Consider the following 21,841-nt stretch of genomic DNA (forward strand, 5'->3'; position numbering starts at 1 on the left):
GCCTTTATCTTAATGCAATTAAGCTGTTTTACTTCAAAAATGACAGCTCAAAAAAATAATAAAATAAAGGTTTATACTACTGCCGAAAATACCAATTTGAAATTGTCTCTATCAAATGATTTAATTTCAAAGAACAACACTACACAACAAAAAACATCAACAGTATCTATTTTAGTAAATACTGAAAAAACAGACCAAACTTTCCTCGGAATAGGAGGCGCAATTACAGATGCAAGCGCAGAAGTTTTTGCAAAATTATCGCCTAAAAAACAGCAGGAATTCTTAACTGCTTATTACGATAAAAATAAAGGTATTGGTTATACTTTGGCAAGAACAAACATTCACAGCTGTGATTTCAGCAGTGACAGCTATACTTACATTTCTGAGGGAGACAAAGACCTAAAGACTTTTAATATTGACCACGATCGCAAATATAGAATTCCATTAATCAAAAAAGCAATTAAAACAGCCGGCGGGAAACTAACCTTATTTGTCAGCCCTTGGAGTCCCCCAGCTTTCATGAAAGACAATAACGATATTTTGCACGGCGGCGTTTTGTTGCCTGAGTTTGCTCCTGCTTGGGCATTGTATTATACCAAATTCATAAAAGAATATGAAAAAGAAGGAATTCCAATCTGGGGATTAACGGTTCAGAACGAACCAATGGCAAAACAAAGATGGGAATCTTGTATTTATACTCCAGAAGCAGAAAGAGATTTTCTTAAAAATCATCTTGGACCAACTTTAGAAAAAGAAGGACTGGGTTCTAAAAATGTTATTATTTGGGATCATAACAGAGGAGATATGCTAACTAAAAGAGCTAATCTCGTTTTCTCAGATCCAGAAGTTTCTAAGTACGCATGGGGAATCGGATTTCATTGGTATGAAACGTGGAATGGTGGCCCGCCTCAATTCGAGTCTGTGGCAAAAGTTCACGAAGCATTTCCAAATAAAAATCTGCTTTTTACAGAAGGATGTATCGAAAAATTTGATGCTTCAAAATATCAGTTTTGGGGAAATGCAGAACGTTACGGAATCAACATGATTCATGATTTTAATAACGGAACAGTTGGTTGGACAGACTGGAATATTCTTTTAGACCAAAATGGAGGCCCAAACCATGTTGGAAATTTCTGTTTTGCTCCAATTCATGCCGATACTAGAAAAGATGAATTAATCTATACTCCAATGTATTATTATATTGGACATTTTTCAAAATTCATTAGACCAAATGCAAAAAGAGTATTAGAAACCGTAAACGGAGAATCTTTACTAAGTACTTCTTTTAAAAATTCTGACGGACAATTGATTACAATCGTAATGAATCAATCTGAAAATGCAGTTGTTTATTCTTTAGAAAATCAGAAAGAAAAAACAACCATTACAATTCCGGCACATGCTATACAAACCATTGTATATTAATTGCCATACTAACTAAAAAACCACATAAAATGAAATTTAATCTAAAGAATACCATAAAAGCATTTTTCTTTTTGGCAGCTGTAATGGCTCAAGTAAAATGCTCTTCTTCAAGTGATCCGGTAGAAAACCCACCCGTAGATCCGCCAGTGGTAAATCCGCCAGTAGTGGTTACAAACGATGTTGATTTTTGGTTGACCAAAGGAAATCAAAGTGTTTTATTGGCCAAACAATCGGGAACATTAGGATTTGGCACAACAGCAAATGCATATGCTAATATTGAAGTTAATGCTACTCAAAAATATCAGACCATTGATGGTTTCGGTTATACCTTAACAGGAGGAAGTGTCGACGTTATAAACCAATTAAACCCAACAAAAAGAGCGGCTCTTTTACAGGAATTATTCGGGAATGGGGAAAACTCAATTGGAGTAAGTTATATCAGAATCAGTATCGGAGCTTCAGATTTAAATGCAACTCCTTTTACTTATAATGATCTTGCGGCTGGAGAAACAGATTTAAATCTAGATAAGTTTAGTTTAGAAAAAGACAAAAATCTAATTGCTATGCTAAAAGAAATTATAACAATTAATCCTAAAATTTTAATCTTATCAACTCCGTGGTCTGCACCTATTTGGATGAAAGATGTCGCTAGCTTTAAAGGAGGAAAACTGAAAACAGAATATTACGATGTTTACGCTAAATATTTTGTAAAATATATTCAGAAGATGAAAGCTGAAGGAATTACAATTGATGCTGTAACTCCTCAAAACGAGCCTTTGCATGACGGAAACAATCCAAGTATGTATATGTCTGCAACCGATCAGGCAAGTTTTATTAAAAATAGTTTAGGACCTGCATTTAAAACTGCAAATTTAAGCGTGAAAATTATTGCTTACGATCACAATTGCGATAATCCAAATTATCCAAAAGCAATCTTGGCAGATGCAGATGCTTTTCCTTTTGTAGACGGATCGGCTTTCCATCTTTATGCTGGAGATATTAGTGCGTTAACAAACGTTTTCAATTCTTACCCAACCAAAAATGTATATTTTACAGAGCAATGGACTTCTTCTGATGGGAAATTTGAAGGCGATCTAAAATGGCATCTTCGAAATGTAATTATCGGATCGATGAGAAATTATAGCAAAAATGCCTTAGAATGGAATGTCGCAAACAATGCAAATTTTGGACCTTACACAGATGGAGGTTGCAACATGTGTAAAGGGGCTATTACTATAACGTCTAGTGATAGTTTTGAGCGTAATGTAGCGTATTATATTATTGCACATGCTTCAAAATTTGTTCCAATGGGATCTATTAGAATCGAAAGCAATTCTGGAGGTAGTTTGCAAAACGTGGCGTTTATCACACCTTCAGGTTCTAAAGTTTTGATTGTTGAAAATGATGGTTCTGCAACAGAAACTTTCAATATTAAATTTAACGGGAAATGGGTAACAACTTCGCTAGAAGCGGGATCAGTTGGAACTTATACTTGGAAATAAATTTAGAGACAATTCGATATGAAAAAAATAATTTTAACAATACAGCTTCTAATTTCGATAGCTTCTTTTGGGCAAGGTTTCTTGCACAGAGACGGACAAAAAATTGTTGACGGTAATGGCAAAAATGTTCTTTTAAGAGGTTTAGGCCTTGGCGGATGGATGGTGCAGGAAGGTTATATGTTAAAGACACAGCCATTTGCAAGTCCGCAATATCAAATAAAACAGAAAATTCAAGATGTAATTGGTGAAGAAGGAACAAAAGAATTCTATGCTGCCTATAAAGCAAACGGAATTACAAAACGAGATATAGATTCTCTGGCAAAATGGGGTTTCAATTCTATTCGTCTTCCAATGCATTACAATCTGTATACACCACCTATTGAGCAAGAAAAAAATGGTGAAATCACTTGGATAGAAGAGGGGTTTACCATGACCGATAATCTACTGAAATGGTGTGCAGAAAATAAAATATATCTGATTTTAGATTTGCATGCCGCTCCAGGCGGACAAGGAAATGATGCTGCAATTTCGGATTTTGACACAACAAAACCAGCACTTTGGCAGAGCGAAGCCAACCAGAAAAAAATGATTGCGCTTTGGAAAAAATTGGCTTCTCGTTACCGAGATAATCCTTGGATTGGAGCATATGATATTATCAACGAACCGAATTGGAATTTTACAGGATCAAACAAAAATGGTTGTGATGAAAACTCAAACGGACCTTTAAGAGATTTAATGGTTGCTGTTACGAAAGCCATTCGTGAAGTCGATACCAATCATTTAATTTTTATTGAAGGAAATTGCTGGGGAAATAACTACAACGGAATTTTTCCTCTATGGGATGATAATTTGGCTTTAAGTTTTCATAAATATTGGAACTATAATGACAAAGCTTCTATCGAAAAGATGCTTGAGTACAGAGAAAAATACAATGTGCCAATCTGGATGGGAGAAAGCGGAGAGAATTCTAATGTCTGGTTTAAGGATGTTTTAACTTTGGTTGAAAGCCATAATATTGGTTGGGCATTTTGGCCAATGAAAAAAATAGACAATATCGCAGGAGTAGCTTCTGTTACCAAAATTCCTGAATATGATGTTCTGTTGAAATATTGGAAAGACGGCGGACAGAAACCATCTCCAGAATTTGCAAAAAAGACCTTGATGAAAATGGCAAACAATTACAAAATGGAAAACGTAACTGTTAAGCCAGATGTGGTAGATGCAATGTTCAGACAAGTACAGACAGATGATACAAAACCTTATAAGAAGAATGCAGTTCCTGGTAAAATTGCGGCAACTCATTACGATTTAGGAACCAACGGAAAAGCATATTCAGATACTGATTTTGTAAACTATAGATCGGTAACTGGAAAAGACGATCAATGGAATCGTGGCAACAGCATGAGAAATGATGGAGTTGATATTTTGCCATGCAAAGACAAAGATTCAAATGGTTACCAAGTTTCATTTATCGAAGATGGAGAATGGACTCAATATACTGTCGATGCAAAAGAAGGAACTTACAATGTTGCGATTCGTTATTCTAGCGAAAAAGCAGAAGGAAAATTATATCTAGAAATAGATGGAGTAAAATCAAAAGAAATTATTCTTCCTGTTACGGGAGGAAATGAGAAGTGGAAAACAATTGTTTTATTGAATGTTGCATTGAAATCAGGTTCAAATAAAGTGAAAGCTGTATTTGAAAAAGGAGGTTTTAATCTGAATTATTTTGACTTTGTCACGAACAAAACAAAAAAATAGCAGAAAATAATATTTGTCTTGATATTCAATTTATTAACTAAACCATTTAAATAATAAAAAGATGAAAATAATCAATCTCGCAAATAGAGCAGGAATATTTACTTTATTACTATTATTTGTATTTCAGTCTTGCAGCAGTAATAATGATACAAGAGAAACTCCTGTAGAAGTAACTCCCGATAAAATTTCATTACAGGTTGTTGTAGTTGGAAAAACTGCCGAAATGCCAAATGGAGACGGAAGCGGAAAAATTAATTTAAAAATTGACGCTCCTAATGCAAAGTCATATAAAGTTGTGGTAAACAATGAAACAAAAGAGCTTACCACCAGCAATTTTTCATATGAGTTTACACAGCCAGGAACAAAAAGCTATACGATTGATGTTACGGCATTTAATGGAATAAAATACACTAATACTTCTACAACCGTAAGTGTTTTCGTAGCCAGAAAATTAATCTGGTCAGACGAATTTAATACAGATGGAGCGCCAGATACTTCAAAATGGGGCTATGATTTAGGAAATGGAAACGGTTTTGGGAATAACGAATTACAATATTACACAAACCGCTCTGAAAATGTAAAAATCGAAAATGGACTTTTAAAGATTACAGCAATCAAAGAAAGTTATCAAGGAAGCCAATATACTTCGACAAGAATGCTGACAAAAGGAAAATTTTCTTTTAAGTATGGAAGAGCAGAAGTTCGTGCGAAATTGCCAGTTGGCGGCGGGACATGGCCAGCTTTTTGGCTATTGGGAGACAATATAGAAACGGCAGGATGGCCTTTGTGCGGAGAAATTGATATTTTAGAATCAGTTGGGAACAATCCAAATGTAATTCATTCATCATTGCATTCTCCGGGACGTTCAGGAAATACACCAGACACCAAAACAACAACAGCTCCAAACTCAACAACCGAGTTTCATATTTATGCCGCTGAATGGGATGCTGAAAACATCAAATTTTTTGTAGACGATAATTTATTTTACACTTATAAAAACTCAAGTACAACTCCGTTTAATGCCAAATTCTTTGTGATTCTAAATTTAGCAATGGGAGGAAATTTTGGAGGAACAGTAGATCCAAATTTCAAAAATGCAACCTATGAAATTGATTATGTAAGAGTATACAATTAACATAACTTTTTAATAGATTTTTTTCTTTAAAGTCACGTAAACACTAGCTTTACAAGATTAAAATTTTTTAACATGAAAAAGATAAACAAACTTGTTTTTGCAGTAATGCTGCTTTTAACCGTGAACTCATTTTTTGGTCAAAATTTAAAAATAATGACCTATAACATTCGTCTGGATGTTGCCTCAGATGGAGAAAATGCATGGCCAAAACGAAAGGACTATTTTACATCTCAAATCGGGTTTTATAGTCCAGATATTTTTGGAGTTCAGGAAGCAACACCAAACCAAGTTTTAGATATTGCATCGGCTCTGCCAAATTATAGCAGATTTGGAGTAGGAAGAGACACAGGAGGACTAGGAGAGGCTTGTACGATTTACTATAAAAAAGATCGTTTTAAAGTAGAACAGTCTAATACGTTCTGGTTATCTGAAACTCCAAACGTAGTTTCAAAAGGATGGGATGCAGCCTATAACAGGGTTTGCACTTACGGACTTTTTAAAGATTTAAAAACTAAAAAATTATTCTGGGTTTTCAATCTGCACTTAGATCATATTGGTGAAGAAGCGAGAGTGAAAGGCGTACAGCTTGTTCTTTCTAAAATTAAGGAACTAAACACTAAAAACTATCCAGCTTTTTTAATGGGTGATTTCAATTCAGAACCAGATACAAAACAGATTGCCGAAATCAAAAAAGTAATGAATGATACTAGAGATGTTTCAAAAGAAAAACCTTTTGGACCTTCAGGAACTTTCAACGATTTCAAACATAATGAACCCGTAACAACATTATTAGACTACATTTTTATCTCAAAAAATAGTGGTTTAACTGTTCAAAAACACGCAGTGTTAAGTGATTCTAAAGATTTAAAATATCCGTCAGATCATTTGCCTGTCTTAATAGAAATAGATTAAAAATGAAAAACATCAACAAAAAACTTCAAATCCTAGTTTTGCTGCCGCTAATTGTGATGCAGTTCAATTGCGGATCTTCAAAAAGTGTTACTGCCAATTCTGGAAAAGTAGAGTCTTGGATTACTACTACAGATGAAACTTCAAAACTAAAAAAACAAACTGACTTAGTTTTTAGTTCAGAGACAAATTCAAATCAGACAATCGAGATTAATCCAGCAGAGAAATTTCAAACCATCGAAGGTTTCGGATTTTCATTAACGGGCGGAAGTGCTCAGGCCATTAAAAAACTGGATAAATCAAAAAGAGAGGCCTTGCTTCAGGAATTGTTTTCTAGAAAAAATGACGCAATCGGTTTAAGTTATTTAAGAATCAGTATTGGAGCATCAGATTTGAATGAAAAAGTTTTTTCGTATGATGATATGCCAGAAGGCCAAACCGATTTAAAATTGGAACATTTTAATCTTGGTCCAGATTTAGACGATGTAATTCCGGTTTTAAAAGAGATTTTAGCCATAAATCCTAAAATTAAAATAATGGGTTCACCATGGTCGCCTCCAGTTTGGATGAAAGATAACGGAAGCTCAAAAGGTGGAAGCTTACAGCCAAAATACTATGAAGTTTACGCTCAGTATTTTGTAAAATATATTCAAGCAATGAAATCTCACGGAATTGTTATTGATGCCATTACGCCTCAAAACGAACCATTGCACCCAGGAAACAATCCAAGTTTGTTAATGCTGGCAGAACAGCAAGCTGACTTTATTGGGAATCATTTAGGTCCCGCTTTCGCGAAAGCAGGAATCAAAACCAAAATTATTGTTTACGATCACAACTGCAACAAACCAGAATATCCTTTGACGATTTTAAGAGACCCAAAGGCAAATCCGTTTGTAACAGGATCGGCTTTTCACTTATACGAAGGAGATATTAGTGCTTTGACTACTGTGCATAACGAATTTCCAAATAAAGATTTGTATTTTACAGAACAATATACAGGATCGGGAACCAATTTTGAAACAGACTTAAAATGGAGTGTGAAAAATGTAGTAATTGGTTCTATGAGAAACTGGAGTAAAAATGCACTTTCTTGGGGATTGGCAAATGATGAATTCTATAAGCCTTTTACGCCAGGAGGATGCTCAACTTGCAAAGGAGCTTTGATGATTGATCAGAACCAAAATATCAAAAGAGAAGTAGGATATTATATTATCGGACATGCTTCTAAATTTGTTCCAGAAGGTTCAGTAAGAATTGGAAGTAATATTGCGGGAAGCTTATACAATGTGGCTTTCAAAACTCCATCAGGACAGACCGTTTTAATTGTAGAAAATGATGGAGCTTCAGTTGCAACATTTAATATTAAATACAACCAAAAACAAACCACAGCCACTTTAAACGCTGGTGCTGTAGCAACTTACGTTTGGTAAACAACTTAAACATATGAAAAAAACAACAACAATTATGCTGTTTATGCTTTCGCTTTTTGCGTCGGCACAACAGACAATAGATCAGAAAGTCAATGATCTGTTGAAGAAAATGACAATCGAAGAAAAAATTGGACAGTTAAATCAATATACTGGCGACAATCAGGCAACGGGTCCAATTACAATAAACCCAAACAAACAAGCTGAAATAAAAGCAGGTTTAATTGGTTCGATGCTAAACGTAATCGGAACAAAATATACCAGAGGATACCAGGAATTGGCGATGCAGTCAAGACTTAAAATACCGTTGTTATTTGGACAAGACGTTATTCATGGTTACAAAACTACTTTTCCGCTTCCATTAGCCGAAGCGGCAAGTTGGGATTTGCAAGCAATTGAATTAGCAGCAAGAGTTGCGGCAACAGAAGCTGCAGCAAGCGGAATTCACTGGACATTTGCTCCAATGGTCGATATTAGCCGTGATCCTCGTTGGGGACGTGTAATGGAAGGAGCAGGAGAAGATACTTATCTAGGTTCTAAAATTGCTTACGCAAGAGTAAAAGGTTTTCAAGGAAACAAATTGGGAGATTTAAACTCAGTTATGGCCTGCGTAAAACACTTTGCTGCTTATGGAGCCGGAGTTGGAGGAAGAGATTATAACTCTGTAGATATGAGTGAAAGAATGTTGTGGGAAACCTATTTGCCACCATTTAAAGCGGCTTTAGACGCTGGTGCAGCAACATTTATGAATTCATTTAATGATATTAACGGAATTCCAGCAACAGGAAATGTGCATTTGCAGAGAGATATCTTAAAAGGAAAATGGAACTTTCAAGGCTTCGTAGTTTCAGACTGGGGATCAATTGGAGAAATGGTAGCACATGGTTACTCTAAAGATCTTAAAGAAGCAGCTTATTCAGCTATTACTGCAGGAAGCGATATGGATATGGAAAGTAATGCATACCGTAAGAATTTGGCAGAGTTAGTAAAAGAAGGCAGAGTTTCTATAGATTTGGTTGATGATGCAGTAAGACGTATTCTTCGCAAGAAATTCGAATTAGGATTATTTGATGATCCTTACAGATATTCTGATGAAAAACGTGCAGAAAAAGCATTAAACAATCCAGAGCATAGAAAAGCGGCTCTTGAAGTTGCGGAGAAAAGTATTGTATTATTAAAGAATGAAAATCAGACTTTGCCAATTTCTAAAAATGTAAAGACAATTGCATTTATTGGACCAATGGTTAAAGAATATAAAGAGAACATGGGTTTCTGGTCTGTAGAACTTCCTGAAGTTGATTACAATAAATGGATCGTTTCGCAATGGGATGGTTTACAGAATAAAGTGGGTAAAAACACTAAATTATTGTATGCAAAAGGTTGTGAGATCGAAGGAACAAACAAAGATGGTTTTGCAGAAGCTGTTGCAACAGCGAAACAAGCAGATGTTGTAATCTTGAGTATTGGAGAAAGACGCGACATGAGTGGTGAAGCAAAAAGCAGAAGCGACTTGCATTTGCCAGGTGTCCAAGAAGATTTAGTAAAAGCAATTCAGGCAACAGGAAAACCAGTTGTCGTTTTGATAAACGCTGGAAGACCTTTAGTTTTTAACTGGACAGCAGATAATGTTCCTGCTATTATGTACACTTGGTGGTTAGGAACTGAAGCTGGAAATGCAATTGCAAATGTTTTATTTGGAGATTATAATCCGTCAGGAAAACTGCCAATGACTTTCCCTAGAGAAGTTGGGCAGGTGCCAATTTATTACAATCATTTTAGTACAGGAAGACCAGCTAAAGATGAAAACTCAACAAACTATGTTTCAGCTTACATCGATTTGAAAAACTCTCCAAAATATCCTTTTGGATATGGTTTAAGCTACACAACGTTTGATTATTCTGGTTTGAAATTATCATCGACTAAAATAAAAAGCAATGAAACAATTAAAGTTTCTTTCCAATTGAAAAATACAGGAAAAGTTGCTGGAGAAGAAGTGGTGCAATTGTATCTGAAAGATAAATTTGGATCTGTAGTAAGACCAGTTTTAGAATTGAAAGATTTCCAAAAAGTGAAATTAAATGCAGGAGAATCTAAAACAATCGAATTTACAATCGACAAAGAGAAGCTTTCTTTCTATAATGATAAAGTAGAATGGGTTGCTGAACCAGGAGATTTTGAAGTTATGATTGGAGCTTCATCAGCAGATATTAAATTAAAATCAGATTTTGAATTAGTAAATTAAATTAAAAACGGGGCTTCTTTTTGAGCCCCGTTTTTTTTATCAAAATTATTTTAGTCGTTTCTTAAAACTGTATTTCAGCATATTCATTAAACCTTGTTCGATAATATCGATTCCAATTCCATAATTGCTGTCGGCGATTTCATGATGTGCATTTCTAAAATCTTCAAAATCTTCACTTGGAATTTCTAAATTGATCAATGGTTTAAAATCGATATAAATAGACGCGCCATTTTTGTTTACTTTTTTGCGGCTTGTAAAACCAAAATATGGATTTGTAATAGTGCTTTCTTGAATAGTATATTTTTCTTGAGTATCTATTTTCTGATCTGTCGATAAGTTGATTTCGTATTTTTCGTTGTCAAAATTATGCCAGAACGAAACATCGCTGTGTATAAAATCGCGTGCTCCATTTTTGACTACATTTCGATCAAAATACATTAAAAAACGGTTCTTCTCAGCATCAGTAAAATATGGATTTTCAATTGACGTGTTGTACATAATCGTAAATTCATTTAGCTTTTTATCATCACTCACAATCTCAATTGAAGCATCTTTAAAAATAGTTCTAATATCACTTCCGTTTCTGTCGTTAGAATAATTTAAGGCATAGAATAAGAAATTATTCCAGCTGTCAATTATTTCTCTTTTATTCGTGTTTTTAAAATATTTACGCATATAATTGGCACGATTTCCTTTGTAGGTCGAAACCAATTTTAACTGTCCTAAGTTATTTTGAGCGCTGAAATCTGCTTTTTCAGTTATACCATAATATGGAAATTTATACGGTTCTTTAATCGCTAATTTCTGATTTGGTTTTACTTCCAAATAATGCATAAAGTAGATATAACCGCGGTTCTCAATCAATCCAAATTCATCTCTAGAAGTAGCATCAACAAAATAAGTTTGGCCTTTGTAATTGATTTTTACAATAACGTGATTAAAAGTCAATAACGAAGGAAGATAATATTTAATGTAATGGTCCGAATTAAAGTTTACCAATACCACAGAAGAATCAACATTGATATAATCCAGAACCACTTTCAATAAAACCGATTTTGCCTTACAATCACCTTGTTTATTTTCATAAGTTACAGATGGCTCTTGTGGTTTGTGCCCGTTCATTTCGTCAGCATTAAAAACATAATACACATGATTCTGTACATAATCAATCGCAAATTGCAACTTCTCATCTTGATCTGCAATGGCATCGAGCTTTTCAACAAGATTTGGAGCAAATTCTTTTAGAGAAGCTTTATTGTATATTTCTTCATAAAGCGGAGAAATATAATTAGATAAATCAATCCAATTACGATCTGTTGCAAAATCAATAAAAGGAGCAATTTCTCTATTAACGTCAAAAGAGTTAATGTAATTTTCTTTGTCAATAACAAAACGCTCTCCTTTTTTCAGGTGATTGATTTCGGGTGCTATAACATTTCCCTCTTCATCTCTATAGAATGTCTGTTTGTAAGCGATTGTTTCTTTTCTATCATTGATAAAAGAAAACTTATACTTTCCGTAAGCCCAATAAGAACTTGGCGTTACATACACATATTTAAGAAACTCCTTTCTCATAAAATCGCGATCTGTAAAAACCTTTGTGCGAGAATCTTCGGTAATTAAAACATCATAAAGGCGTAAATCTTTAATCGTAATATTTACTTTTTTATTACTGCTCAAAATACCGCCTTCACTCTGATTTTCGCTATCCAAAACTTTAATTTTAGTATCTGGAATTTTGTCAATCAAAACACCATCTCTCAAAACACTGATTCTGTGTATAACATAAGTTTCGTTTTCTTCAACAACAACATCTCTTACTGATGCACTTTCAAGATTTCCTGGTTCATTAAGTGTATAGGCTACGCAAGCATATTCACTATTTTCGGTATCGCTTGTGTAATAAATTTTATCTAAGAAATAGCAAAAATCACGTCCTTCGTCAACTTGTTTATTAGAGAAATCGGATTCTTTTATATATTCAATAAGCTGATGATCGTCAATTGAGGGAGCCCAATTTTCTGGTTTTTGAATTTTATAACTTTCTGATTCAATGATATTTTCCATGATTCTTTTTATAGGTGTATATTCTTACTTTGAAAACGGCTAAAATAACTAATAAAAGTTCATTTTTTTCTATAATCGTGTGAAATTTGTAATAAAAAAAGCCTCACTAAAAGTGAGGCCACATTATAAATTATAAATAGGGACAAGGTTATTTTATAACAGTATTTACAAAATCCATGGCGCCAATTCCTTTATAAGAAGCATACAAAGCTTTGTCAAACGCTTCTTGTTTTGCTTTTTTGTTTTTTGCATCAGTTTCAACAATCATCTCGTTGAAAATTCTTTCTTGCTCTTCACTATATTTCAAGGAAGCTTCTAAGAGATAGGCTTTAGAAACAAACCCAAAAGAATTTAGAATTTTACTTCTAATCTTTTGATTAAAATTTTTTAAAGTATTGGCATTCATGATGTTCTACATTTAATTTCTACACTCACTTTGAAGATAAATGGTAGCTTTGTATTATTTTTCTTTGTCTTTTGATTTCAATTATAACAATTAAAACCATTAATGTGTTATTATGACGCAATGTACTTATTTTTTTTAAATTTGATTTTAAATTTTCGTTAAAATTGTGGTTTAAACACTTCTATTTTAATTGAAAATCATCTCTTTAGAAAAACACTTGAGTTTTATAAAAATGGAGTAAATTGCAACGTTATTAAAAGAAAGAATTTATAAAGATTTTTGATGTTAAAAGACATTATAGATAATAACGAAAATTACCAGCCTGGACTTTCCATCGATTGTGTCATTTTTGGTTTTCATGATAATCAATTAAAAGTTTTATTGATTAAAGTAGAGCGAGCCAATAAATGGTCTTTACCTGGAGGATTTATCCCCGTTGATCAAGATATAGATACTGCTGCTATTACAGTATTGAATAGCAGAACCGGTGTTGACGGTGTTTTTTTAAGACAATTTGCAACCTTTGGAAAGGTAGATCGTAACAAACAGCATTTTGATAAAAAAACATTGGAGTACCTTAAAATCGAAGAGGCAAAAGGGAAATGGCTTATGCGCCGTTTTGTTACGATTGGCTATTATGCTTTGGTCGATTTTTCGAAAATTCTTCCAAATCCAGCAAACCGACATGAAATAGTAGAATGGATTGACCACAAAGAAGTTCCTGAACTTATTTTAGACCATCGTGAAATTCTGGATAAAGCCCTAAATACTCTAAGAATCGAATTGAATTTAATGCCAATAGGTTATAATTTATTGCCAGAAAAATTTACAATTCCAGAATTACAAAAATTATACGAAACGATTTTGGACAAAAAGTTGGATCGCCGAAATTTTTTAAGAAAAATAACCAACATCGGAATCCTTAGAAAGCTCGATGAAAAGAAAAGCAATGTAGCCCATAAAGCTCCAAACCTATATTCCTTTGATAAAGAAAAATACGATGAAGTTCTTAAAAACGGACTGAATCAAGGTTGGTAAGAAATAATAATTTAAAATGTACGGTTATGATTTCAATTGAAACCTTTAGAAAATTAGCGTTATCATTTCCAAATGCAACAGAGGAACCTCATTTTGAGAAAACTTCTTTTCGAATCAAAAAGAAGATTTTTGCCACTTTTGACGAAAAAAATAATCATGCCGTTTTAAAATTAACCGAAATTGACCAGTCGGTTTTTTGTGCGTCAAGCGAAAAGATTTTCTATCCAATTCCAAATAAATGGGGAAAACAAGGTTGGACAATCGTCGAACTTTCAAGAGTAAGGCCCGAAATGTTTGAAGATGCCTTGATACGATCTTATGAAACTGTGGCTTCACAAAAGAAATGAAATTGCTATCTCACAATCGTTCTAAAAGTCAAATTAACCCTCGCTTTTTGTGTAGTTTTTGTTGGAGGAAGTCTGTGAAGCCAATGCGTTTGCGTTTCATCTTTCATAACCAATAAGCTTCCGTGTTCCAGAATCATAGAAACCGTTTCTTTTGACTCTTTATGTTTGAAAGCAAATTTGCGTTCGGCACCAAAACTTAAAGAGCCAATTGCGCCGTTTTTCTTTAAATCTTTTTCGGCATCGCTGTGCCAAGCCATTCCTTCTTCTCCAGTATGATAAAGATTAAGCAGGCAGGAATTGAAAGTTTCACCGGTTTTTTCTTCAATGATTTTTTTTAGTTTCAAAAGTTCTCGCGTCCAAGGCAAAGCTTTTTTTGTTGTATTCGAATACGTATATTCAAATTCCTGATCGCCGTACCATGCCACTTTTCTTTTGGTTAAAATTAATTTTCCAAAGATTATCGCTTCATCATTTTTCCATTCAATTGTATTTAATAAAATATCACGGTAGAAGTCGGCTTCTGTTCTCGAAAATAATTTTCCGTAATAATTCACCGTTCCATCTTTCGGAAGAAGATTAGTTGTTTCGTCTATTTGAGGATTAAATAAGTCCATTTTTCCATTTTTGATATTCTGATTTCATGCAGTGACCGCAAGGTCTGAAACCATTTTGTATGGCATCTTTTTCAGAAGAAAAGAAAACCCGATTCTCCCGTTTCATTCTTTTTCCCGAAGAACATTTTAGTGTTCCGTAGATCTTTAATTTCTGGTTGCCACCGAAACAAATTTCGCCTTTTTTAATTTTATTTCGCAGTTCTGAATCTGAAATTTTACTATGCTTGATCATAATTAAATTGTTAAAGATTTATTTCTCGCAAAGTCGCAGAATCGCAAAATTTTTTCTCATTTTATGTCATTTCGACGAAGGAGAAATCTTCGCAAGTAACTCCGCAACAATAGTCCAATCTTTGTAGAGCTTCTCGCGAAGATTTCTCCTTCGTCGAAATGACAAACTCTTTAGGAACTTTGTCAAAAAACTTCGCGACTTCGCGAGCAAAAATCACGAAAGGGCATCATGAAAAATAATTCCCAACGTAAAACGTTCACCCGAATGCACTTCGCTTACACCATGTTTCATATTTACACGATAATACCCTTTTGTACCTTTTACAGGCCTGAAATTGGTTGTGAAAACGAGAATATCTCCTTTTTTAGGTTTTAAAACAATCGCTTTAGATTGTGCTCTAGGAGTTTGTTGCGTTAGAACAAATTCACCGCCAGTAAAATCTTCATCAGGTTCATTTAGAAAAAGTACAATTTGGATAGGAAAATAAACATCGCCATACAAATCCTGATGTAAAGTATTAAAGCCGCTTTTGCCGTATTTTAAAATTAAAACTGTAGCCTTCAGCTGATTATTATCATGACACTGTTTTAGTAAATCTTCATGTTTTGCTGGAAAAACAGTATCAATATTTAAAACTTTCATCCAAGCATTTGCAATTGGAGCCAATTTTGGATAAATCGAAGAACGTATATTTTGAATTAAATCTGGAAGCGGATAATTGAAATATTTGTATTCGCCCAAACCAAATCGATAGCGTTCCATTACAACTGTTTTTCGGTATATGGATGGATTGTCATAATCGAATTTTAGATCTTCGCATTGTTCGTTATTAAGCACTTTTGGAATAATTGCAAATCCATTTTCGTGCATAGATTCAGTGATGCTTTCCCAGTCTTGAGAAGCAATTTTGGATTGTATATTTTGCATAGTAATTTAGATAGAGATTTTTTTTCGCCACGAATTCACGAATTAAAATAATTCTATACGCATAGATTTTAAGAATAATTCGTGAATTGCTTCGCCTGTTCGCTATCGCCCGAGTCGTAGCAGAAAAACTTATAGATTTATTTGCGCACCTTCCCAACCAATAATGGCTGTTTTTCTGGTATTTCCCCACATATAGCCACCAAATGTTCCCGAAGATTGGATAACACGATGACGCGGAATAAGAAATGCAACGGGATTACTGCCAATTGCAGTTCCAACCGCTCTAGATGCATTTGGCTTTTCAATTTGTTGTGCAATTGTTCCATAAGTAGAAAGTTGTCCCATTGGAATTTTTAATAAAGTTTCCCATACTTTCAGCTGAAAATCGGTTCCTTTTAAATGCAACTTAATTTCAGATAATTTGCTCCAATCGTTCTGAAAAATAAATAGCGCATTTTGCTGTGCTAAGTCTAGTTTTTGGGTAAAAGAGGCATTTGGAAATTTATCTTTCAATGCAATAAGTCCGGTGATTTCATCTTCTGCGAAAGCCATAAAACAAACGCCTTTTGAGGTCGATGCAACAATAATATTCCCAAACGGACTTTCGGCAAAACTATAATTGATAGCTAGATTTTTTCCGCCATTTTTATATTCTGCAGGCGTCATTCCTTCAATATTAACAAATAGATCATGCAGTCGACTAGTTCCTGAAAGCCCAGTTTCGTAAGCTGTTTCAGAAATTGTTGCCTGATTTTCTTTGAGTAATTTTTTGGCGTGTTCGATACTTGTAAATTGCAAAAATTTCTTCGGACTCGTTCCTGCCCATTCACTAAAAAGTCTCTGAAAGTGAAACGGACTTAAATGTACTTTTTCTGCAACTTCATCAAGATTGGGTTGATCTTTAAAATTTGCTTTGATATAATCGATTGCTTCTGCAATACGGTTATAATTAATGGTTTCTTGCGTGTTCATTTTTCTTCCATTTTTATAAGGCAAAGATCGATTGGTTTTGGCACGTATAAAATCTGAAACTTGCTTTGTTTTTTTGTTTCGGGTTTCAAGTTTCAGGTTCCAAGTTAAGTTGGAACCTGGAACTTGAAATAAAATTTTACAATTCTTTTTCCATTTTAAAGTTAATTAATTCAACGCCCAAGCGAATATTTTTCTGTGCTGCTTTTGCAACAAATCCTTTCTTTTCAAAAAATGGTTTTGCAGTAATACTAATATCTGAAGTTATGGTTTTTGAATGATGTTTTCTAGCTTCGGTTTCTAATTCGTTTAGCATTTTATCAGCAATTCCTTGTCGCTGAAAATCTTTATGAATGTAGAAGAAATCAATATAATTTCCATCTTTTAAGGTTCCAAAACCCGCAATTTTATTTTTAATGATAGCTAATAAAACAAATTGTGTTTCTATAACAGCAGTCCAGCGTTCTGTATTTTTTACACCAGAAATCCAGGCTTCTATTTGAGCTGTATTATAATCGTTTTTGCAGACAGATTGTATGGTTTCGATATACAATTGCTGCATTTCGGTAAGGTCTGAGATTGTAGCTTTTCGAATGTCCATGTTTTTTATTTTTTTGCTAAAAGAAGGCTAAGAGCTGATTAAGGTATACTTAGCAGTACTCTGATTTCCGGTAATATCAAAAAGTTTTAATGATAATCCTTTTTTTAAATCTCGGCTTGCGGTAGCTGCAGAAATATCCTTAAAAACATGCATATAATCTTTTCGGGTAAATTCCTTAATTCCTAGAGAATAAAAATACTCTAACCGGTCAATGTCTTTTATTGTTCTGTTATCGTAATTAAGGAGATTTTCCAATGATTTATTTATTACATCCAGCATATACTCAATAAAATAAGTTGATTTACCACTTCTATCACTCATAGCCAGAGATTTGTAATAACTGTCTTGTGTTTTACTTATCAATGTCTCAAAAGGCAAAAATTCGAAAACAGGGTATTGTTCCATTAGAATAACAGTCTGCCATAATCTTCCCATTCTGCCGTTTCCGTCTAAAAATGGATGAATAAATTCCATTTCATAATGGAAGACACAACTTTTTATTAAAGTTAGTTCATCTTTGTTTTTTAAATAGTCAAATAAATCATTCATTAAAAAAGGAACATTCTCGTAAGGTGGAGCAATATGTGCAACTTTTGTGCCTTTTACAATTCCAACTCCTTGTTTTCGATATTTTCCAGCATCAAGAACGAGGTCTTTCATTAATAACTGATGAGCACTTAAAAAACTTTTAGAAGAAGTTGATTTATATTTACCTAATTGATCGTAAACCTCGATTGCATTTAGAACTTCTAAGACATCTTTTTGTGGGCCAATTACTCTCTTGTTTTCAATTAATGCAGTAATTTGTTCTTCTGTTAAAGTGTTTCCTTCAATTTGTAATGAAGAATGTATTGTTTTAATTCTATTCTGTTTTCTAAGTTTTGGAGACTGCTTGTCAAGGTATAAAGTGTTCAACGCTCCGATCTTTTCAGATATAGAACTTATTAATTTTAATATGATTGGAGTAATGTCATAAGGTGGTTTCATGATAGTATCATTTGATACTATCAAAAATAATATTTTTTGATTTAATGCGCTGTAGTTTTAGAAAAAACATTAATTACAATCACACCAATAATGATTAAACTTAACCCAATAATAGCAGGTAAATCTGGAATTTCTTTGAAGAAAATAGCGCCAATTGCGGTAATTAATACAATTCCGACTCCAGACCAGATGGCATAAGCAAATCCGACAGGAATGGTTCTGATGGCAAAACTCAAACAATAAAAGGCACCACAATAGCCAATAATGGTTATGATACTCGGAATAAGTTTGGTAAATTCTTCAGACTTTTTTAATGCCGATGTTGCAATGATTTCAAAAACTATAGCGATAAATAAAAATAAAAAATTCTTCATGATTGTCGTTTTTTACAAAGTTAAGCTTTGTTTGAAACGGACGGGAATTTATTTATCGAATATGAATTTCTGTTTCATTATTTTTTACTTCATCAAAACAATCAATGCATAGCATTTTAAAATCTGCTCTGGCTTGAAAAGTATCAGTCCATTCTTCTCCATTATCAAGAAGCCATTGTTCACAATCTCCGCACCAAGCAATTTGAGGAAGATCTTCCTCGGCTTCTGAATAATAAAAACCTACTTTTTCTTTAGAGTCTGTTGCCATTGCAATATGAATGCAGCCAAAAGTCATTTCTTTTGTGCCGTGTATTTCGCATAAAACTTTTTCGATCATAATTCTTTTTTGCTTTATTATGAGTTCTGGAGTTTCAAATTTAAACTTTAAATTTTAGAGTCGTGAATAGTATGGTAATATTTAAGGTTCTTGGTTTACGTTTGCGTGAGGGATAGGAGCTAGCTACCAAAGTAGCGCGGATAGCCCGACATAATTTAAGAAAAGGCCCAATGTACGCAAAGCATATTGGGCCTTTTTTTAAAATTATGGCACGCCCTGATTAATTTTAGATATCTCTTTTAAGGATTGAATGATAATCCTACGCTAAAAAATAATCTTACCTTGTCGATATTGTTTATCCATGACGTATCAAAATGAATTGGCCCTAAAATGGACTGATAGGAAATCGCTGCGCCTCCTGATATTACTAAGCTGGTATCGATGTTGTTATCCCAATTTCCTTTTGGATTAAAGGCATGCTTTATATAATCGTTGAAGGTGTCAAAACCAACAGAAGCGATATTGAAGTGGGGAGTCAGGTAAATTTTCCCGATTAAGTTTATTTGAGATCCAAGTTTGAGGCCCATATATTGTGTAACATTAAGTTCGTCTTCATGAAGTCCTGCAAACGAGAAGCGATTGCTTCCAGAACTTGGAATAATACCGCCTATGAAATATTTTGCCGCGTAACCAAATCCTGAAAACGGAATATCATCATGTTTAAGTTTATCCTGAAAAATAAAATAAGAGTCAAATCCTATGATTCCTGTAATTTTCTTTTTTATAGCTAATCTCTTCTCGTATGTTAAACCAAATTTGGTGTAGCCATTCGTTGAGCCAGAAACGCGTGTTTGGTCTGGATCAGAAAAAGCAGCGTCGATATCGGTAAGAAATGATCGTGCTATATTCGATTTTATAATTGTCCCTTCTGTGGCAAAGAAAACTCGATCCATGTCATTATAAGAATAATGCAGGTTGAATTCTATATTATTGAAGTTGTAATTGTTGATGCTTACAGAGTTTGGATTGTATTCTCGATCATATTTAGGTTTTAGATTGGTGTAGCTATAATTTAAACCAAAGCCTAAATAGCTTTTTAAAGAATTTATATTTCTGTTTACCTCATTGTTGAGTTCAAAAGAATTATAAAGTATATTGTCTGATGCTTTCCCATTTATGTAGATTTCTTGGCGCAGAAAGGCTCCATAAGCTTCAGATATCCACCACCATTCTCTATGCTTTCCAAAATTTTTCTGATAATTGATTCTTGCTTTTGGCTGTTCGGCAATATCTACCGTTAAAAGAAGACGAGAGGCGTCGGCAAGAACATTTCTTCCTGTGTAGTTAAAAATTATTCCGACACCTCTGTAAGTGTCATAATGCACTGATGTGTTTAGCTGGTTTTTGGCACGTTCAAATCCGAACAATGTAATGCCTAGTTTATCTTCGTCTTTAATGAAATAACTATACGTAATCTCGTCAAAAAGATTGGTTCCCATTGCTCTATTAATTCCTGCAATTAAGTCTTTAGTGGTATATTTTACATGAGTTTTTAGATTTGCCCTTCCGACAACCAGCGGCATATTTTCGGGACTTATTTTTTTGTATACAATTGTATCTAGAACAAACTCATTGGGCATATTGGGCAATTTATGAGTTCGCTGCTGAAATCCTTTTAGCTTTTCTGAAAGCGCAATTAAAGCCGGAAGATTTTGATTTGTGGCAATTTTACCGTCTTTGTAGATTTCGTTGCTATTGGCAAAATCGGCAGTAGAGAAGCGCAGATTAGGTAAATGATCGACCAATATTGTACATAGATCGCGGTTTGCAGGATTCTTGATGTTACTCGGAAACATACTGGTCTGCATTAATATAGTCATAAGATTGTTTAGCTTATCTACGGGTTCCATTCCGCCTCCGACATCACTTCCAATAATAATATCGGCACCCATTTCTTTGGCAACATCAGTTGGGAAGTTATTTAATACTCCACCGTCTACCAAAACTGTTTTTCCGTAAGGCATTGGTTTGAAGATGGCAGGCAGCGACATACTGGCGCGCATGGCGTAAGATAAACTTCCTTTGCTTAAAATAACTTCTTTTCCTTCGACCAAGTCTGTAGCCATAGCTCTGAAAGGAATCGGGAGACTGTCAAAATCTTTAACATTGTAGACAGGGAAAGTTAATTCAGAAAGATATTCTCTTAGATTTTGATCATTTAACAGAGAACCAATGCTGTTAAGTTTCCCGTCTTTAACACCTATTCCGACTAAATACCGTTGAAATTCTCTTTTTTCTTCGGCACTTACAGCTCGTAATGACTGCCCTCCGCCTAAGAGCTTATCCCAATAAATATCTTTAGTGATTTTTTCTATACTGTCACCAGAATATCCCATTGCATACAAACCACCTATTATACTTCCCATACTGTTTCCAACAATAAGGTCTGGAACGATGTGAAGTGAATCTAATTTCTGTAAAAGAGGAATATGTGCAATCCCCTTTGCGCCTCCACCGCTTAGTACTAACACAACTTTAGGCTTTTTTTCCTGAGAAAAAATAATTTGCGGGAGACTTAGTAAAAATAAGAAGACGAGTAAATAA

At 34.1% G+C, this 21,841-nt stretch carries 20 protein-coding genes; 9 read left to right on the forward strand and 11 right to left on the reverse strand.

What is annotated here, in order from left to right:
• Positions 1 to 39 precede the first annotated feature (39 nt).
• The 7 genes from AC5ZCW_RS20015 to bglX all read left to right on the forward strand — a co-directional run bounded on the left by AC5ZCW_RS20015 (position 40) and on the right by bglX (position 10,398).
• On the forward strand, positions 40 to 1,422 hold the full coding sequence (locus tag AC5ZCW_RS20015) for a glycoside hydrolase family 30 protein (RefSeq protein WP_496121421.1): 1,383 nt from the start codon (positions 40 to 42) through the stop codon (positions 1,420 to 1,422).
• Between the two features lie 29 nt (positions 1,423 to 1,451).
• Positions 1,452 to 2,924, forward strand: a complete 1,473-nt coding sequence (locus tag AC5ZCW_RS20020) for a glycoside hydrolase family 30 protein (protein ID WP_496121422.1) — start codon at positions 1,452 to 1,454, stop codon at positions 2,922 to 2,924.
• Between the two features lie 18 nt (positions 2,925 to 2,942).
• Positions 2,943 to 4,685, forward strand: coding sequence for a cellulase family glycosylhydrolase (locus tag AC5ZCW_RS20025; protein WP_496121423.1), 1,743 nt, complete (start codon positions 2,943 to 2,945; stop codon positions 4,683 to 4,685).
• Positions 4,686 to 4,746: 61 nt separating this feature from the next.
• Positions 4,747 to 5,820: a glycoside hydrolase family 16 protein gene (locus AC5ZCW_RS20030; protein WP_496121425.1), complete on the forward strand. Its 1,074-nt coding sequence runs from the start codon at positions 4,747 to 4,749 to the stop codon at positions 5,818 to 5,820.
• A gap of 72 nt (positions 5,821 to 5,892) precedes the next feature.
• Positions 5,893 to 6,732, forward strand: a complete 840-nt coding sequence (locus AC5ZCW_RS20035; RefSeq protein ID WP_496121426.1) for an endonuclease/exonuclease/phosphatase family protein — start codon at positions 5,893 to 5,895, stop codon at positions 6,730 to 6,732.
• Between the two features lie 2 nt (positions 6,733 to 6,734).
• Complete coding sequence (locus AC5ZCW_RS20040; protein WP_496121427.1) at positions 6,735 to 8,159, forward strand: glycoside hydrolase family 30 protein; 1,425 nt, start codon at positions 6,735 to 6,737, stop codon at positions 8,157 to 8,159.
• Positions 8,160 to 8,172: 13 nt separating this feature from the next.
• Complete coding sequence (gene bglX / locus AC5ZCW_RS20045; RefSeq protein WP_343544313.1) at positions 8,173 to 10,398, forward strand: beta-glucosidase BglX; 2,226 nt, start codon at positions 8,173 to 8,175, stop codon at positions 10,396 to 10,398.
• A gap of 45 nt (positions 10,399 to 10,443) precedes the next feature.
• On the opposite strand, the gene AC5ZCW_RS20050 is transcribed toward bglX, so the two are convergent.
• Together AC5ZCW_RS20050 and AC5ZCW_RS20055 are read right to left on the reverse strand one after the other, a co-directional pair.
• A complete protein-coding gene (locus tag AC5ZCW_RS20050) occupies positions 10,444 to 12,465 on the reverse strand; it encodes a hypothetical protein (protein WP_496121428.1) in 2,022 nt (673 codons plus the stop codon).
• Positions 12,466 to 12,613: 148 nt separating this feature from the next.
• Entirely contained in the window at positions 12,614 to 12,871 is a 258-nt protein-coding gene (locus tag AC5ZCW_RS20055; RefSeq protein WP_496121429.1) for a hypothetical protein, read from the reverse strand.
• Between the two features lie 282 nt (positions 12,872 to 13,153).
• On the opposite strand from AC5ZCW_RS20055, the gene AC5ZCW_RS20060 reads away from it, so the two are divergent.
• Both AC5ZCW_RS20060 and AC5ZCW_RS20065 read left to right on the forward strand, forming a co-directional pair.
• Positions 13,154 to 13,909, forward strand: a complete 756-nt coding sequence (locus AC5ZCW_RS20060; RefSeq protein WP_496121430.1) for an NUDIX hydrolase — start codon at positions 13,154 to 13,156, stop codon at positions 13,907 to 13,909.
• A gap of 26 nt (positions 13,910 to 13,935) precedes the next feature.
• A complete protein-coding gene (locus tag AC5ZCW_RS20065; RefSeq protein WP_496121431.1) occupies positions 13,936 to 14,256 on the forward strand; it encodes an MmcQ/YjbR family DNA-binding protein in 321 nt (106 codons plus the stop codon).
• A gap of 5 nt (positions 14,257 to 14,261) precedes the next feature.
• Here AC5ZCW_RS20065 and AC5ZCW_RS20070 read toward each other — a convergent pair whose 3' ends face one another.
• The 9 genes from AC5ZCW_RS20070 to AC5ZCW_RS20110 form a co-directional block, all read right to left on the reverse strand.
• Positions 14,262 to 14,870 (reverse strand): alpha-ketoglutarate-dependent dioxygenase AlkB family protein, encoded by a 609-nt coding sequence (locus tag AC5ZCW_RS20070; RefSeq protein ID WP_496121432.1) that lies wholly within the window; start codon positions 14,868 to 14,870, stop codon positions 14,262 to 14,264.
• Positions 14,857 to 15,102 carry an Ada metal-binding domain-containing protein gene (locus AC5ZCW_RS20075; protein WP_343544307.1) on the reverse strand — a complete coding sequence of 82 codons (246 nt, stop codon included), beginning with the start codon at positions 15,100 to 15,102 and terminating at the stop codon, positions 14,857 to 14,859. The genes AC5ZCW_RS20070 and AC5ZCW_RS20075 overlap by 14 nt, the downstream gene beginning before the upstream one ends.
• Before the next feature lie 213 nt (positions 15,103 to 15,315).
• Complete coding sequence (locus AC5ZCW_RS20080) at positions 15,316 to 16,029, reverse strand: 2OG-Fe(II) oxygenase (RefSeq protein WP_496121434.1); 714 nt, start codon at positions 16,027 to 16,029, stop codon at positions 15,316 to 15,318.
• A 129-nt stretch (positions 16,030 to 16,158) separates the two neighbouring features.
• Positions 16,159 to 17,001 (reverse strand): bifunctional helix-turn-helix domain-containing protein/methylated-DNA--[protein]-cysteine S-methyltransferase, encoded by an 843-nt coding sequence (locus AC5ZCW_RS20085; RefSeq protein WP_496121436.1) that lies wholly within the window; start codon positions 16,999 to 17,001, stop codon positions 16,159 to 16,161.
• A gap of 136 nt (positions 17,002 to 17,137) precedes the next feature.
• The gene (locus AC5ZCW_RS20090; protein ID WP_343544304.1) at positions 17,138 to 17,599 is read right to left on the reverse strand and encodes a GNAT family N-acetyltransferase; all 462 of its coding nucleotides are present in this window, start codon (positions 17,597 to 17,599) and stop codon (positions 17,138 to 17,140) included.
• Between the two features lie 27 nt (positions 17,600 to 17,626).
• On the reverse strand, positions 17,627 to 18,586 hold the full coding sequence (locus AC5ZCW_RS20095; RefSeq protein WP_496121438.1) for a Fic family protein: 960 nt from the start codon (positions 18,584 to 18,586) through the stop codon (positions 17,627 to 17,629).
• Positions 18,587 to 18,627: 41 nt separating this feature from the next.
• Positions 18,628 to 18,960, reverse strand: a complete 333-nt coding sequence (locus AC5ZCW_RS20100; protein ID WP_111426179.1) for a DMT family transporter — start codon at positions 18,958 to 18,960, stop codon at positions 18,628 to 18,630.
• 52 nt (positions 18,961 to 19,012) lie between these two features.
• Positions 19,013 to 19,297, reverse strand: a complete 285-nt coding sequence (locus AC5ZCW_RS20105; RefSeq protein WP_343544302.1) for a hypothetical protein — start codon at positions 19,295 to 19,297, stop codon at positions 19,013 to 19,015.
• A 239-nt stretch (positions 19,298 to 19,536) separates the two neighbouring features.
• Positions 19,537 to 21,768 carry a patatin-like phospholipase family protein gene (locus tag AC5ZCW_RS20110; protein WP_496121439.1) on the reverse strand — a complete coding sequence of 744 codons (2,232 nt, stop codon included), beginning with the start codon at positions 21,766 to 21,768 and terminating at the stop codon, positions 19,537 to 19,539.
• Positions 21,769 to 21,841: the final 73 nt, after the last annotated feature.

This window comes from Flavobacterium sp. PLA-DH12 (assembly GCF_059511845.1).